The sequence below is a fragment of the Alicyclobacillus sendaiensis NBRC 100866 genome (assembly GCF_001552675.1).
GTDB classification, from domain to species: domain Bacteria; phylum Bacillota; class Bacilli; order Alicyclobacillales; family Alicyclobacillaceae; genus Alicyclobacillus; species Alicyclobacillus sendaiensis.
This window is the reverse complement of sequence record NZ_BCRQ01000060.1, coordinates 1-16,081: the sequence shown is the minus strand read 5'-3', so window position 1 is coordinate 16,081 and position 16,081 is coordinate 1. Positions and strand designations below refer to the sequence as shown.

General features: G+C 65.4%; 13 protein-coding genes and 1 riboswitch. All 13 genes read left to right on the top strand.

Features of this window, described 5'->3' with window-relative positions:
- The first annotated feature begins 296 nt into the window (after positions 1-296).
- The 13 genes from AS26_RS11275 (at position 297) to AS26_RS11215 (ending at position 15,981) form a co-directional block, all read left to right on the top strand.
- Entirely contained in the window at positions 297-1,196 is a 900-nt protein-coding gene (locus AS26_RS11275; protein ID WP_062309568.1) for a M48 family metalloprotease, read from the top strand.
- A gap of 255 nt (positions 1,197-1,451) precedes the next feature.
- A complete protein-coding gene (locus AS26_RS11270) occupies positions 1,452-2,195 on the top strand; it encodes a hypothetical protein (RefSeq protein WP_245629739.1) in 744 nt (247 codons plus the stop codon).
- A 137-nt stretch (positions 2,196-2,332) separates the two neighbouring features.
- A riboswitch (purine riboswitch) is annotated at positions 2,333-2,434 on the top strand.
- A gap of 164 nt (positions 2,435-2,598) precedes the next feature.
- Complete coding sequence (gene guaA / locus AS26_RS11265; protein ID WP_062309565.1) at positions 2,599-4,128, top strand: glutamine-hydrolyzing GMP synthase; 1,530 nt, start codon at positions 2,599-2,601, stop codon at positions 4,126-4,128.
- Positions 4,129-4,322: 194 nt separating this feature from the next.
- The gene (purB, locus tag AS26_RS11260; RefSeq protein WP_062309563.1) at positions 4,323-5,615 is read left to right on the top strand and encodes an adenylosuccinate lyase; all 1,293 of its coding nucleotides are present in this window, start codon (positions 4,323-4,325) and stop codon (positions 5,613-5,615) included.
- A gap of 37 nt (positions 5,616-5,652) precedes the next feature.
- A complete protein-coding gene (gene purC / locus AS26_RS11255; protein ID WP_062309561.1) occupies positions 5,653-6,372 on the top strand; it encodes a phosphoribosylaminoimidazolesuccinocarboxamide synthase in 720 nt (239 codons plus the stop codon).
- Positions 6,369-6,629: a phosphoribosylformylglycinamidine synthase subunit PurS gene (gene purS, locus AS26_RS11250; protein ID WP_062309558.1), complete on the top strand. Its 261-nt coding sequence runs from the start codon at positions 6,369-6,371 to the stop codon at positions 6,627-6,629. Before purC ends, purS begins: the two co-directional genes overlap by 4 nt.
- Positions 6,626-7,306, top strand: coding sequence for a phosphoribosylformylglycinamidine synthase subunit PurQ (purQ, locus tag AS26_RS11245; RefSeq protein WP_062309556.1), 681 nt, complete (start codon positions 6,626-6,628; stop codon positions 7,304-7,306). The genes purS and purQ overlap by 4 nt, the downstream gene beginning before the upstream one ends.
- A complete protein-coding gene (gene purL, locus AS26_RS11240; protein ID WP_062309554.1) occupies positions 7,299-9,533 on the top strand; it encodes a phosphoribosylformylglycinamidine synthase subunit PurL in 2,235 nt (744 codons plus the stop codon). Before purQ ends, purL begins: the two co-directional genes overlap by 8 nt.
- Before the next feature lie 20 nt (positions 9,534-9,553).
- Positions 9,554-10,996: an amidophosphoribosyltransferase gene (gene purF, locus AS26_RS11235; RefSeq protein WP_062309551.1), complete on the top strand. Its 1,443-nt coding sequence runs from the start codon at positions 9,554-9,556 to the stop codon at positions 10,994-10,996.
- 3 nt (positions 10,997-10,999) lie between these two features.
- Complete coding sequence (purM, locus tag AS26_RS11230; protein ID WP_062309549.1) at positions 11,000-12,028, top strand: phosphoribosylformylglycinamidine cyclo-ligase; 1,029 nt, start codon at positions 11,000-11,002, stop codon at positions 12,026-12,028.
- Between the two features lie 33 nt (positions 12,029-12,061).
- A complete protein-coding gene (gene purH, locus AS26_RS11225; protein WP_062309547.1) occupies positions 12,062-13,630 on the top strand; it encodes a bifunctional phosphoribosylaminoimidazolecarboxamide formyltransferase/IMP cyclohydrolase in 1,569 nt (522 codons plus the stop codon).
- A 29-nt stretch (positions 13,631-13,659) separates the two neighbouring features.
- Positions 13,660-14,946, top strand: coding sequence for a phosphoribosylamine--glycine ligase (gene purD / locus AS26_RS11220; RefSeq protein ID WP_062309545.1), 1,287 nt, complete (start codon positions 13,660-13,662; stop codon positions 14,944-14,946).
- A gap of 75 nt (positions 14,947-15,021) precedes the next feature.
- Positions 15,022-15,981: an EamA family transporter gene (locus AS26_RS11215; RefSeq protein ID WP_062309543.1), complete on the top strand. Its 960-nt coding sequence runs from the start codon at positions 15,022-15,024 to the stop codon at positions 15,979-15,981.
- Positions 15,982-16,081: the final 100 nt, after the last annotated feature.

Here is a 16,081-nt window from a genome sequence, read left to right as displayed (position 1 = left end):
CCTACTAAAATCCTATACACAAGGTCAAGCAACGGATTGACTGGCAAGTTGTTTCGAAGAACTACGGTCCGTTGGATGCGGAGCGACTTGCCGGCCTTGGTAAGGAGAGTTGGTGGGGCGTGCCGCACTCGGTAAGCAAGGAGTCGAGGCATGGGCACGAAGAGGCTGGCTCAGCAGTTCATCGTTCGTCCAGACGCGATCATGCGCTCCGAGGTTGGACAAGGCAGGGTCATTCGCAGCGTTCCTGGATATCCAGTTCGCTCTACGCACAACGAGAAATGAGAGGGTGACGGACTGTGCGATATGTTTGGCTTGGTTTGAACCTTGTGGTCAATTACATACTGATCGACGCAGTTTGTAGCCTATTTCTACCGCATCCTGACTTGTGGGCCGCAATCGTTGCGCTAGCCATCATCGCTCTGTCTCTCTCCCCCGTGGCTGAATCCATCAACCGCATGGTTTACGGATGCAGGCCTGCAACCCGAGAGGAAACGGAGAAAATGCAAGCAGCGTGGGAGGCTGTCACCCAAGCGGCAGCGGCCAAGTTGCCGGAGACCAAGCGTAATCAATATCATCCACAACTGTTTGTGAGCGACGAGGAATATCCCAACGCTTTTGCGCTTGGAACTCGAACGGTCTGCGTCACGCGGGGCATGCTACTCGGCGCGAGTCGGGCCGAACTGGAAGGCATCATGGCCCATGAACTTGGTCATCTATGGTATGGAGATACCAAAATCCGCTCGGTGGCAGTCACAATGAATATGGCGGGGAACATCTGCGCGTGGATACTCACGTTTGTGTTTATAGCTTTTGATGTCATCATGCGGCTAGTCCAGGGTGTGGGGACGGCTTCAGGTGGGCTTGGCGTGGGTCTCGGTATCGGCGCTGCGCGAGTGTTTCTATGGATCTTCGCTATTCTGGCTAAGGCGTTGCTTTGGGTTCTGAACCGGCTGATTAGCCTTGGCATGTTGGCGGTCGGCCGAAAAGAGGAATTCCGAGCGGATGCCTTTGCCCGTGAAATCGGATTTGGCGAGGGATTGGTATCGGCCCTCCGCAAACTGGAAGGTTTTGATCTGCCAACTCGCGGTGTATGGGCTGCTTTAGGAAGGAGTCATCCGCCTATTCCCGTGCGGATCGACCGGCTTACAGATACGCCAAGTGGTAAAACGACATCAGATTTGACGCTTGACGTGTAGCGTCGGAATACAAGTGTAATTCTAATCTTCGAATGGATTTGTTTACAGTATATTTCCTTTATGATATTTATTATATGACAGAGATGACCAGACCTACGTCGCCTACCAATCCGTAAAAAACTTCCGGTCTTGCGGCGAACGAGGTCACAGGGGATTATTTCAGTCCCGCTCTTCATCCTGAAGTCTCTTGCCGAAACACGAATTTCAAGTCTCTTGCTGGAATGAACGAACGCCGCAGCGAATCGAGGTGGTCGAGTGAAACGCGCATGGTTCCTTGCCCCCATGCTGTGCACGGGGCTCCTCACGGCCTGCGGCCAATCGCCGACGAATGGCACGGCCTCGCCTCAAGGCGAGGTGTCCCTTCGGATGGCGGTGATCCAAAACGTCGTTCCCCAGTCAGACGTCAATCCCTTGCCGGGAATTCTCCACTCGGTGCAGTGGAGATTGTCTGACGGCTCCACGAGCTATTCCGTCCCGAGTGACGTGGTGAATGAGTTTCGAATTCAGAATGTCGACATTGTGCGTGTCAGAATCCCGCGCGTGTCCAAGACGGAAGGGATTCTGGTCGCCGGTGACAAAAACGGCGTGTGGAAAACGGACGCGCTCTTCTTGCTGCCGTCGCCCGAGAATCAGAGACCAGAGCTGGACGGTCCATCGCTGTCCAAGGCGCCGACCACCGGTCCTGTATCGGTCCCGGATGTCGGGGACGTCGACGTCTACGCGAGCGCGGATGAGATGGTTTGCTTCTTCTCGAGCGGAATGCTCGCTCTTCCCAAAGGGGCCTCGAATGTTCGGTTGGCGTCTGGCGTGATGGCGGAATTTCAGAACGCTCACGGAGTGAACAGTTTGTCGTATCCATATGGTTCCTGCGCTTTCCTCGTGGCGGGAAACGTGGGCCGCGGTCAGCTGGTGTCGGTTGCCAACCACTACACGCCGGATCGCGTCTTTTTCACCCTCAATGGTCACCAGAGCGGCTCGCACGTGACCGTTGGAACCTAAACCGAGTCGCCTGGATGCCGGAGCCGTCACCGTCAGGCGCGTCGCATTCCAAACCGCGTGACTTGGAGGGTGAATTCCGGAAGGCCGGGGTTCGCTCTCCTTTTCCCGAATTGACGCCCTTTGTCGAAACCGATAGAATGGGTGCGTAATCCGAGACTCGTATAATGCCGGGAATATGGCCCGGCAGTCTCTACGAGGCGACCGTAAATCGCCTTGCTACGAGGTCGGGCAGGAACGTCGCATACACGCAGCCGGGTACGCACGCGCTCCGCGCCGGAGGCGCCGTGCCTCGCGTCGTCGTGTGCTTCTTCCGGCTTGGACGGGCCGATCCTCGTGGACGTGCGGGATCGGCCCGTTGTCGTAGCCGTTCCTCGCGACCTTTCCCGCAAAGGAGTGCCAGTCGATGCATGAACTTGTGGCCGTCCTCGACTTCGGAGGCCAGTACAACCAGCTGATTGCTCGGCGCATCCGCGAGCTCGGCGTCTATTCCGAGCTCCTGCCCCACACCGTCTCCGCCGACGAGCTGAGAGCGCGCCCGCTCAAGGGCATCGTCTTTTCCGGCGGCCCGAAGAGCGTGTTTGCGGAAGGCGCGCCGGACGTCGATCCCGCCGTGTTCGACCTCGGCGTCCCCATTCTCGGCATCTGTTATGGCATGCAGCTTCTGGCCAAGCGATTCCAGGCCGATGTGGCCCGCGGCGCCGTGCGCGAGTACGGGCGGGCGTCCATCGAGGTCAAGCCCGGCGCCAATTTATTTCGCGACCTGCCGGATCGCCAGAGCGTCTGGATGAGCCACAGCGACGTCGTCACCAAGGTGCCCGATGGCTTTCGCCTCGACGCCGTCACGGACAACGGCGCCATCGCGGCCATGTCGAAGCCCGACGCGCGCCTGTACGCCGTGCAATTCCACCCCGAGGTGCATCACAGCGATCACGGCATCGATCTTCTCCGCAACTTCCTGTTTGACATCTGCGGCTGCCGCGGGGACTGGACGATGACCAACTTCATCGACGAGTCCATCCAGAGCATTCGCGAGCGCGTCGGTGACAAGCGCGTGCTCGTCGCCATCTCGGGCGGCGTCGACTCCTCGGTGGCGGCGGCGTTGGTGCACCGCGCCATCGGTCATCAGCTGACGGCCATGTTCGTCGATCACGGCCTCCTGCGCAAGGGCGAGAGCGACAGCGTGATGCAGAGCCTGCGCGACAAGCTCGGCATCGACGTGGTGCGGGTGGACGCGAAGGCGCGGTTTCTCGGGCGGCTCGAAGGCGTGACGGATCCGGAGCGGAAGCGGAAGATCATCGGCGAGGAGTTCATCCGCGTGTTTGAGGAGGAGTCGGAGCGCCTCGGCCCGTTCGACTACCTCGTGCAGGGCACGCTGTACACGGACATCATCGAGAGCGGGACGCACACGGCGGCCACCATCAAGTCGCACCACAACGTGGGCGGCCTCCCGAAAGACATTCGTTTTCAGATCATCGAGCCGCTGCGCGACCTGTTCAAGGACGAGGTGCGCCGACTGGGCGAAGCGCTGGGACTGGCGCCCGAGATTGTCTGGCGGCAGCCGTTCCCGGGGCCGGGGCTCGCCATTCGCATCATCGGCGAGGTCACGGAGGAGAAGTTGCACCTCGTGCGCGAGTCGGACGCCATCTTGCGCGAGGAAATCGCGAAGGCGGGCTTGGAACGCGAGATCTGGCAGTATTTCACAGTGCTGACCGGCAACCGCACCGTGGGCGTGATGGGCGATGAACGGACGTACGCCTACACCCTGGCCGTGCGCGCGGTGCATTCGCAAGAGGGGATGACGGCGGATTTCGCGCGGATTCCCTGGGATGTCCTGGCGGCCATTTCGACCCGCATCGTCAACGAAGTGCCGGGCATCAACCGCGTCGTGTACGACATCACGTCGAAGCCGCCCGCGACCATCGAATGGGAGTGACTCGCCTCGGGCGAGTCTGCACCCGCGGAAGCGAACGTTCGATTCAAATTCACAATGAACGTTCGGATGCCCGGCCGTTTCGTGTTACCATGGACGTGTCGGGTGCGCTCGTGAGAGAGATGCGCGCCGCGCAAGCGCGCCAAGAGAGCCCCAGGGATCGGGGCGACAATCGGTTCCTACGAGGAGGATGTGGCGTGATCGACCGGTACAGCCGGCCCGAGATGGCAGGCTTGTGGACGCTCGAAGAAAAGATGCGGTGGTGGTTGGAAGTCGAAATCCTCGCCGTGGAGGCGTGGGCGGAACTCGGCGTCATCCCGAAGGAAGACGCGCGGCTCATCCGCGAGCGCGCGCGCTTCGACGTGAACCGGGTGCTCGAGATCGAGCAGGAGACGCGCCACGACGTGGTGGCGTTCACCCGGGCGGTCTCCGAGTCGCTCGGCCCGGAGCGGAAGTGGGTGCACTATGGGCTGACGTCGACGGACGTGGTGGACACCGCGCTCATGGCGCAGCTGCGCCGGCCCATCGAGATCATCCGCGAGGACGTGGAGCAACTCCTCGCCACGCTCGAGGAGCTCGCGAAGAAGCACAAATACACCGTGATGATGGGCCGCACGCACGGCGTGCACGCGGAGCCCACCACGTTCGGGCTCAAGTGCCTGCTCTGGTACGCGGAGCTACAGCGCGATCTCGAGCGGTTCGACGCGGCGAGCGAGCGCATGCGGTACGGCAAGATCTCCGGCGCCGTGGGCACGTACGCGAACGTGGACCCGCGCGTGGAGGAGTACGTGTGCTCGCGGCTTGGGCTGAAGCCCGCGCCCATCAGCACGCAGACGTTGCAGCGGGATCGGCACGCGGAATTCATCTTCACCCTGGCGCTTCTCGGCACGACGCTCGACAAGATCGCGACGGAGATCCGCGCGCTGCAGAAGTCGGAGGTGCGCGAGGTGGAGGAGCCCTTCTACAAGGGGCAGAAGGGATCGTCCGCCATGCCGCACAAGCGCAATCCGGTCTCGTGTGAGCAGATCTCTGGGCTCTCGCGCGTGCTCCGCGGCTACGTCGTGCCGGCGCTCGAGGACGTTCCGCTCTGGCACGAGCGCGACATCAGCCACTCGTCCGTGGAGCGCATCGTGCTTCCGGACGCGACCATCCTCATCGACTACATGTTGAACCGCATGAACCGCATCTTGACCGACTTGCACGTCTACCCCGAGAACATGCGCCGCAACATGGATCGGACGCACGGGCTCGTGTTCTCGCAGCGCGTCATGACCGCGCTCGTGGACAAGGGCCTCTCCCGCGAGGAGGCGTACGACACTGTCCAGCCGCTCGCCATGCAGGCGTGGGAAGAGGCGAGATCGTTCAAAGAGCTCGTGCTTGCCTCCCCTCGCATCCGGGCGCACCTTTCGCCCGAGGAGATTGAGGAGCTGTTCGATCCGTCCTGGCACTTGAAGCACGTCGACACCATCTTTCACCGCTTTGGCATGTGAGCCGCGCTCACGACGCTCGCACGAAAGGATGGGCGAAATGGCCGAGGAAACGCTGCTCTACGAAGGCAAGGCGAAAAAAGTGTTCGCGACGTCCGACCCCGGCGTGGTGCGCGTCCTGTACAAGGACGACGCCACCGCGTTCAACGGGGAGAAGCGCGGCACCATCGTCGGCAAGGGCGCCATCAACAACCAGATGAGCAACCTCCTGTTCCGCTACCTCGAGGAGCACGGTGTGCCGACACACTTCGTGGAAGAAGTCTCTGAACGAGAGACCCTGGTGCGCAAGGTGGAGATCATCCCGCTCGAGGTCGTCGTCCGCAACCTCGCGGCTGGCAGCTTCTCCAAGCGGTTTGGCATCGAAGAGGGCACGGTGCTGGAGCGGCCCTTGGTCGAGTTCTACTACAAGAACGACGCGCTCGGCGATCCGCTCGTGACGGACGATCACGCCCTCATCCTCCACCTTGCCACCGAGAAGGACCTCGCCGAACTCCGGCGCCTCGCGCTCGCCGTGAACGATCTCCTGATCCAGCGCTTCCGCGAGGCTGGGCTCATCCTCGTGGACTTCAAGCTGGAGTTCGGGCGGCTGCCGTCGGGGGAGTTGGTCCTGGCGGACGAGATCTCGCCGGACACATGCCGGCTTTGGGACGAACGCACGAGGGAGAAGCTGGATAAAGATAGATTTCGGCGCGATCTCGGCGGCGTCGAAGAGGCGTATCAAGAGGTCTGGGCGCGGCTCAAAGGAGGCGTGGCGCGTTGAAGCAGTTCGATGTGGAGGTCAAGGTGTGGCTGAAACCGTCGGTGTTTGACCCGCAGGGGCACGCGGTTCACGGCGCCCTCGTCTCGCTCGGCTTCCAGGGCGCGGGCGAGGTGCGCATCGGCAAGTTCATTCAGATGACGCTCGCGGCGGAGGACCGTCAGGCGGCCGAGCGCCAGGTGGAGGACATGTGCCAGAAGGTGCTCGCCAACCCGGTCATGGAGACCTACGCGTTTGAGATTCGGGAGCGAGGCCAATGAGGTGGGCGGTCGTCGTCTTTCCAGGATCCAACTGCGATCGCGACGCCGAACAGGCCATCCGCCTCGTGACGGGCGATCCCGTCGATCTCGTCTGGCACGACGCGGACGACTTGAGCGGCTATGACGCCATCGTGTTGCCGGGCGGCTTTTCCTACGGGGATTATCTCCGCGCCGGGGCCATCGCGCGGTTCTCGCCGGTGGTGCGCGCGGTGGCCCGCGAGGCGGAGCGCGGCAAGCCGGTCATCGGCATCTGCAATGGCTTTCAGATTCTGACAGAGTCGGGGCTGTTGCCGGGGGCGTTGCTCCCCAATCGTCATCTCCAGTTTCGTTGCGAGATGACCGAGTTGCGCGTGGAGACCAACGACTCGCCGTTCACGCGCCTCTACACCCCGGGCGAAGTCATCCGCATCCCCATCGCGCACGGCGAAGGCCGCTATCACGCGGAGCCCGAGGTCTTAGAAGAGCTGCGCCGCGAGCGGCGTGTGGCCTTTCGCTACGTCGAAAATCCGAACGGATCCGTCGACGACATCGCGGGAATTTTGAACCCCAAGCGAAACGTGCTCGGGCTCATGCCGCATCCGGAGCGGGCCGTGATCGACTGGATGGGTTCGGAGGACGGCATTCGCATATTTCAATCGATTCACGCGCACGTCGAGGAGGGCCTGTCGCATGCGTGAGCCAACGCCAGAGGAGATTCGGGAGCGCGCACTGTACCGAAATCTCGGCTTGACGGATGAGGAATACGAGCGGGTGGTGGAGAAGCTCGGGCGGCTGCCGAACTACGTCGAGGCGGGCATCTTCGGCGTGCTCTGGTCGGAGCACTGCAGCTACAAGAGTTCCAAGGTGCACCTGCGCAGGTTTCCGACGACCGGGCCGCAGGTCCTGCAGGGCCCCGGAGAAAACGCGGGCGTGGTGGACATCGGCGACGGCTTCGCGGTTGCGTTCAAGATGGAAAGTCACAATCACCCCTCCGCGGTCGAGCCGTACCAGGGCGCGGCGACGGGCGTCGGCGGCATTCTGCGTGACATCTTCACCATGGGCGCGCGGCCCATCGCGTTCCTCGACAGCCTGCGCTTCGGCCCGCTCGACGATGTCCGTACGCGGTATTTGTTCGCGCAGGTGGTGGCCGGGATCGGCGGCTATGGCAACTGCGTCGGCATTCCGACGGTCGGCGGCGAGGTGCAGTTTTCGCCGACGTATCGCCAGAACCCGCTCGTGAACGCCATGTGCGTCGGCATCCTGCGGGCAGACCGCATCGTCCGCGGAGAGGCCAAGGGCGTCGGCAACCCGGTCTTCGTCGTCGGCGCGCGCACGGGCCGCGACGGGATCCACGGCGCCACGTTCGCCTCGGCGGAGGATCCGGAGGAAAAGGAGCGCTCCGCGGTGCAGGTGGGCGATCCGTTCCTCGGCAAGCTGCTCATGGAGGCGTGCTTGGAGCTCATCGCCACCGGCGCGGTGGTCGGCATCCAGGACATGGGCGCGGCCGGGCTCACGTCTTCGTCCGCGGAGATGGCGAGCCGCGCGGGCGGCGGCATCGAGCTCGTGCTCGATCGCGTCCCGGTGCGGGAGACGGGCATGACGCCCTACGAGATGATGCTGTCCGAGTCGCAGGAGCGCATGCTCGTCGTGCTGGAGCGCGGCAAGGAGGAGACGGCCTTCTCCATCTTCCGCCGCTACGGGCTCGAGGTGGCCGACGTGGGCCGCGTGACGGACGACGGTATGCTGCGCCTCCGCTGGCGCGGCGAGGTCGTGGCCGAGATCCCCGTGCGCGCGCTCGTCGACGAGGCGCCCGTGTATGAGCGCCCCGTGGGGCCGCCCGTGTCGCCCAAGCCGGCGTCCATTCCGGATCCGCGCGATCTCGCCGGCGCCTGGCTCGACCTCATGCGCCACCCGAACGTCGCGGACAAGTCGTGGGTGTACCGCCAGTACGACACGATGGTGCGCGCGCAGACGGTTTTCGGCCCCGGCATGGACGCGGCGCTCGTCAAGGTGCCGGATCTCGACAAGGCCGTCGCCATGGCGACCGACGGCAATGGGCGCTACGTCCGCTTGAATCCGAAAAAGGGCGGCGCAATTGCCGTGGCAGAGGCGGCGCGCAACGTCGCCGCGGTCGGCGCCAAGCCGCTCGCCATCACGAACTGCCTCAACTTCGGCAACCCGGAAAAGCCCGCCGTCATGCGCCAGCTTGCCGATGCCATCGACGGCATGGCCGAGGCGTGCCGCGCGCTCGACACCCCCGTGGTGAGCGGCAACGTGTCGCTCTACAACGAGTCGCGCGGCCAGGACATCGATCCGACGCCCATCGTCGGCTGCGTCGGCGTCCTGGACGGGATTGTACGCCGCATGCCGTCTGTGCCGCGCGAGTCGCGCGGGCTCAAGCTCGTCGTCCTCGGGCGCGAGGACGACGCACTCGACGGATCGCTCTACGCCGAGCTGGCGTGCGGCGAGCCGGTGGGCGACGCGCCTTACCTCGATCTCGCCGCCGAGCGGCGCCTGCACGACCTGCTACAGCGCATCGCCGCCGAGCGCGCGGCCGAAGCCGTCCACGACGTGTCCGAGGGTGGCCTGGCCGTGGCCGTCGCGGAGATGGCCCTCGGGGCCGGATGCGGTGCGGTCATCGTGGCACCCGACGGCGTGCGCCCGGCAGGCTGGCTGTTCTCCGAGGCGCAGGGGCGCGCCATCGCGGCGGTGTTGCCGGATCGCCTCGAGGCCCTCTTGGATCTGGCGCGCGCGCTCGACGTCCCGGCGCGCGTCGCGGGGGAATTCACCGGCGCGCCGCATGTTGAAGTGTCGTTCGCGGAAGATCGGGTCCGCGTTCCGCTCGCCGATTTGGCGGAGGCCTATCGAAACGCCATCCCGAGCCTCCTTGGCCAGGATGCTGTCGACTCGCGCGCAACGCTTTGACCAAAAAGGAGAGACCAGGCGTGGATAGCGTGGAAAAGCAGGCGGCTTGCGGCGATAAGCCGCGCGAAGAGTGTGGCGTCTTTGGCATCTTTGGTCACCCGCGGGCGGCCGCGCTGACCTACTACGGGCTCGTCGCGCTTCAGCACCGCGGGCAAGAAGCGGCCGGCATCACCTCCACCGACGGGACGCGCATGTACAGCCACAAGGGCCTCGGGCTCTTGACCGACGTGTTTCGCGCGGGCGAGCTTGAAGGGCTCCACGGCCACGCGGCCATCGGCCACGTGCGCTACTCGACGGCCGGATCGAACACCATTCAGAACGCGCAGCCCATCGCGCTCGCGACTCACGCCCGCAACTTCGCCATCGCGCACAACGGCAACCTCGTCAACGCGCGCTTCCTGCGCATCCAGCTGGAGGACGAGGGGAGCCTGTTTCAGACGACGTCGGACACCGAGGTCATCGCGCACCTCATCGCCAAGGAGGGCGCGGGCGACTTGGTCGATCTCGTCGCGCGCGCGGTGCAGAAAATCGAGGGCGGCTTCGCGCTCGTCATCCTGAGCGACGACGAGCTCATCGCGGTGCGGGATCCGTTCGGCCTCCGCCCCATGGTGCTCGGCAAGCTCGGCGACGCTCACGTGGTGGCGTCGGAGTCGTGCGCGTTTGAGACGGTCGGGGCCACGCTCGTGCGCGACGTGGAGCCGGGCGAGCTGCTCCACATCACGCGCCACGGCGTGAAATCCATCCGCTTCGCGCCGCGGCGCGCGAGGCGCATGTGCACGTTCGAGCACGTGTACTTCGCGCGGCCGGACAGCGACGTGGACGGCTGGAACGTGCACAGCGTGCGCAAACAGCTCGGGCGCATCCTCGCCGAGCGGCATCCAGCGCCGGGCGAGATCGTGATTGGCGTCCCGGATTCCAGCGTGTCGGCGGCGGCGGGCTACGCCGAGCGGAGCGGGCTTCCGCTCGAGACGGGGCTCATCAAGAACAAGTACATCGCCCGCACGTTCATCCAGCCCTCGCAGGAGCTGCGCGATCTCGGCGTGCGCCTGAAGTTGAACGCCGTGTGCTCCGTCGTCGAAGGCAAGCGCGTCATCCTGATTGACGACTCCATCGTGCGCGGCACCACGTCGCGGCGCATCGTGCGGCTGTTGCGCGGCGCCGGGGCGCTCGAGGTGCACGTCCGCATCTCGAGCCCGCCGTACGTGAGCCCGTGCCACTACGGCATCGACACGGCGAAGGAGGAGGAACTCATCGCCGCGCGCCATTCGGTCGAAGAGATGCGCCAGGCCATCGAGGCGGACTCGCTCGAGTTCCTGACGCTCGACGAGCTCATGGAGGGCTTTGGGTTTCCGCCGGGATCGCCCGTGCCGTTTTGCAACGCGTGCTTCACACGCCACTATCCCACGAGTCTCATCGATCAGACGCTGAACGAGGGCGTGGAGCCCATCCGCATAGGAGGGTGAGCCTTGGATCTGTACAAACAAGCGGGCGTCGATATCGACGCCGGAAACGAGGCGGCGAAGCGGTACGCGGGGCTCGCCAAAGCGACGCTCCGGCCCGAGGTGCTCGCGGCCATCGGCGGCTTTGCGAGCGGATTTGCGCTCGATCTCGCCCGGTTCCCGGAGCCCGTTCTGGTCTCCGGCACCGACGGCGTCGGCACCAAGCTGAAGCTCGCCATCGCCGCGGGCCGGCACGACACCATCGGCATCGACTGCGTCGCCATGTGCGTGAACGACATCCTCACGGTGGGCGCGGAGCCGCTCTTCTTCCTCGATTATCTGGCCGTCGGCAAGCTCGACGTCGGCGTGGCGGAGGCCGTGGTGTCCGGCGTCGCCGAGGGCTGCCGCCAGGCGGGCGCCGCGCTTGTCGGCGGCGAGACGGCCGAGATGCCCGGCATGTACGCGGACGGGGAGTACGATCTCGCCGGCTTCGCCGTGGGCTGCGTCAATCGCGGCGAGATGGTGGACGGATCGGCCGTGCGGGAGGGCCACGTGCTCCTCGGGCTTGGGTCAAGCGGCGTGCATTCGAACGGCTATTCCCTCGTGCGCAAACTCGTCGCCGATCGCGGCCTTCGGCTGTCGGACCCGTTTCCCGGCGAGGACGCGAGCGTGGCCGAGGTGCTCCTGCGCCCGACGCGCATCTACGTGAAGAGCGTGCTCAGGCTCCTGCGCGAAGGCGTGCGCGTGTCCGCCATGGCCCATATCACGGGCGGCGGAATGGTCGACAACCTGCCGCGCGTGCTTCCGGAGGGATGCGAGGCGCAGGTGCGGCGCGGATCGTGGCCGATGCAGCCGGTGTTTCAGTGGCTGCTTGCGTCGAGCGGCCTGTCCTTCGAGGAGGCGGCGCGCATCTGGAACCTCGGCATCGGCTACGTCATCGTCCTGCCGGAGGCGGAGGCCGCGCGCGCGGCGGAGCTTCTTCGGGCGGAGGGCGAGGCGGTTTATGATATCGGGCGCATCGCGCGAGGGGCGCGCGGCGTGCGGTTCATGGAATAGAGAAGCGGGACAACCGCGCAAAGGAGTGGGAACGTGGCGAAACTGGCGCTCGTGAGCGTCTATGACAAGGACGGAATTGTTCCCTTCTGTCAGGCGCTCGTCGATCTCGGCTATGACATCCTCTCGACCGGCGGCACCGCGGCGTTGCTCGAGCAGTCGGGCATTCCGGTCACGCCCATCGACGCGCACACCGGCTTTCCGGAAATCCTGGACGGCCGCGTGAAGACGCTCCACCCCAAGGTGCACGGTGGCCTCCTCGCGCGCCGCGACGTGCCTGACCACGTCCGGCAGATGGAGGCGCACGGCATCCAAGCTATCGATCTCGTCGTGGTGAACCTGTATCCGTTCGCCAAGACCATCGCGCGCGAGGGCGTGACCGATGAAGAGGCCATCGAGATGATCGACATCGGTGGCCCGGCTATGCTTCGCAGCGCGGCCAAGAATCACGAATTCGTCCTGCCTGTCATCGATCCCAAGGATTACCCTCGCGTCCTCGACGCGCTGCGCCAAGGGGAGGTGCCGCGCGCGCTGCGCCGCGAGCTCGCTGCGAAAGTATTCCGCGCCATTTCGCACTACGACGCGCTCATCGCCGATTATCTGGCGGGCCAGCTGGATGAACGCGCAACGGTGGAGGGCGAATGGCCGCAGGTCATCCACGTGACTGGCGTAGCGAAGCAGGATCTGCGCTACGGCGAGAACCCGCACCAGCGCGCCCAGTTTTACAGGGAGCCAAATGCCACCAGGGCCACCATCGCGCGTGCGGAGCAGCTGCAGGGCAAGGAACTCTCCTACAACAACATCCAGGACGCCGACAGCGCGCTCCAGATCCTGCGCGCCTTCGACGATTTCCACGAGCCCGTCGCGGTGGCGGTGAAGCACATGAATCCGTGCGGGATTGGCCGGGGCGAGACCTTGGCGCAGGCCTTCGAGCGGGCGTACGAGGCGGATCCCGTCTCCATCTTCGGCGGCATTGTGGCACTGAACCGCGAGGTGGACAAGCGGCTGGCGGAGCGGCTCGCCGGCATCTTCCTCGAGATTATCATCGCGCCGTCCTTTACCGAGGAGGCGCGCGAGGTCCTCGCCAAAAAGAAGAACCTGCGCCTGCTCGTGGTGGACATGTCGCAGCCCCTGTGGCGCCCAGGCGACATGACGTTCCGCCGCGTGACCGGCGGCTTCTTGGCCCAGACCGTCGATCTCGCCGCGCCAATCGACGTAAGCCGGTGGCGCGTGGTGACGAAGCGAGCGCCCACGGACGCGGAGTACGAGGCGCTTCGCTTCGCGTGGCGCGCCGTGCAGTTCGTCAAGTCGAACGCCATTGTCGTCGCGGAGCGGGATCGGACGCTCGGCATCGGCGCAGGCCAGATGAACCGGGTCGGTGCGGCTGAGATCGCCCTCAAGCAGGCGGGGGCTCGGGCGAAAGGCGCCGTGCTCGCCTCGGACGCGTTCTTCCCCATGCGGGACACGGTGGATGCGGCGGCGCGCGCGGGCATTGCGGCCATCGTCCAGCCGGGCGGATCCATTCGAGACGAGGACAGCATCCAGGCTGCGAACGAGGCCGGAATTGCGATGGTGTTCACCGGCGAGCGGCATTTCTTGCACTGAGACCTGTGTGGGATCAAGGGGGAGAATGCATGGCAAACGAAGTGCGGCGCCCGCGCGTGCTCGTCATCGGCCAAGGCGCTCGCGAGCACGCCATTGTGTGGAAGCTTGCGCAGAGCGCGAGCCGGCCGCAACTGTACGCGGCGCCGGGGAATCCCGGCATGGCGGCGTGGGCCGAGATCGCGCCCATCGCTGCGTCCGATCACGGCGCGCTGATTCGATTCTGCCAGGACAAGGGCATCGATCTCGTCGTGGTGGGGCCCGAGCAGCCGCTCGCCGAGGGCCTGGCGGACGCGGTGGCGGAGGCGGGCATCGCCGTCTTCGGCCCGAGCCGCGAGGCGGCGCAGATTGAGGCGTCCAAGGCGTTTTCCAAGCGCGTCATGGCGGAGGCGGGCGTGCCAACCGCGCGCCATCGGACGTTCTCTGACGTCGAGGAAGCGCGCGCCTACGTGCGCGAGCAGGGCGCGCCCATTGTCGTGAAGGCGGACGGACTTGCGGCGGGCAAAGGCGTCGTGGTGGCAGAGACCGTGGCGGAAGCGGAGGCGGCGCTCGAGGAGATGCTCGTCGGCGGGCGGTTCGGCGCCTCCGGTCGGCGCGTCGTGATCGAGGAGTTCATGCGGGGCGTGGAGCTTTCGCTCATGTACTTCGTGGACGCGCACACCGCCGTGCCGATGCTTCCGGCGCGGGACTTCAAGCGCCTGTTGGACGGAGACAGGGGCCCGAACACCGGCGGCATGGGCGCCTTTTCGCCCGTGCCCCGCGTGACACAGGACGTGATCGACCGCGTCACCGGAGAGATTGTGCGGCCGACCATCGCCCGGCTGCGCGAGATGGGCATCCTCTACCGCGGCGTGCTGTACGCCGGGCTGATGCTCACGGACGACGGGCCGAAGGTGGTGGAGTTCAACTGCCGCTTCGGCGATCCGGAGAGCGAGGTGGTCCTACCCCTGTTCGCGGGCGACCTGTTCGAGGTCATGTGGGCGGTGGCGCATGACCGACTCCAGCCGGACATGATCGTCTGGCGGCAGGATGCAGCGGTGTGCGTCGTGATGGCGAGCGCGGGCTACCCCGCGTCGGCGGAGACGGGCGTGCCCATCGAGCTCCCGGGCGCCCTGCCCGAGGGTGTGACGGTGTTCCATGCGGGGACGCGCCTCGGCGAGGGCGGGCGCCTCGAGACCGCGGGCGGCCGGGTGCTCACCGTCGCCGCTGTCGGAGAGGATGTTCCAGCTGCCCTCCATCGCGCATACGCGGCCGTCTCGTCGATTCGCTTCAGCGGAGCGCAGTACCGCCGCGACATCGCGCATAATTGGCAATCCTAGCAATGTGCGCTATCCTTATCTGCGGGGCGGCGGTCGGCATCCTGCCGGCCGCCTTTCTGCGGAGGAGGGATCGCGTTGTACGCCATCTTGATGCTCTGCGCAGCGGCGATGTACGGCCTCGTCTCGCCCATCTTGCGCATCGCGTATGCGGCCGGGCTCGATCCGGCCACGGCCACCGACGCCCAGTACGCCATCGCGGCGGTGTGCCTCTGGATCGTCGCCATGATGCGGCACCGCGGCAAGCGGATCGATCGCCGCCAGTGGATGCTCATCGTGCTTATCGGCCTGATGAATGCGCTGTTCTGCTACACGTACTACCGGGCACTTGCTGTGCTTCCGGCCTCCCTGGCCATCGTGTTCATGTTCCAGTTTGTCTGGATGGCGACGCTCATCGACGCGGCCTGGCGCCGCCGCTTTCCCGGGCCTGCCAAATGGCTGGGACTCATCCTGATCCTCGGCGGCACCGTGCTTGCGGTGGGGGCAACCGGCGCCACGTGGAAGAGCGTGCCCGTGGGCGCCGCGCTGCTCGGCCTCGGCGCCGCGCTCGCCTACGCTGTCAACCTCACAGCTTCTGCGCACAACGATCCGGCCGTCTCTCCCGAGCTCCGCTCCGCGCTCGTCATCACGGTCGCGGGCATCTCGGTGCTCTTTGTGTTCCCGCCTAGCGCGTTTGTGCACCACCTTGTTGCACGGCCTGTCCCCACCCTCTTCTGGGGATTTTGGATCGCGCTGTTGAGTCAAGTGCTCCCGACGCTCTTCGCCCTCATCGCCATCCCGCACATCGGCGGCCGCACCGCTGCCGTGCTCGGCACGCTGGAGTTGCCCGTGGCCGTCGTCGGCGCGTGGCTCATGAATGGCGATCACGTCTCGCCTGCGCGCTGGCTCGGCGTACTCCTGATTCTCGCCGGCATGGTGGTGAGTGAGACCATGAGCCGAGAAACCGGGCCGGCGGTCGAGGCGCCGAACGTGCAACAACAGGGCGTGCGCTGGCGGCGCAATCGCGCCGCGAAGTGGAAGGAAGCGCCAAAGCGTTGAAGGCCGGGAGGAGCCGGCGGCGAATCATCGGGGGCGAGGAGCACCGAGGAGACGGAGCGACAGGGTTGACGGATTTGGTTTTCCATAAATTTCATGGTCA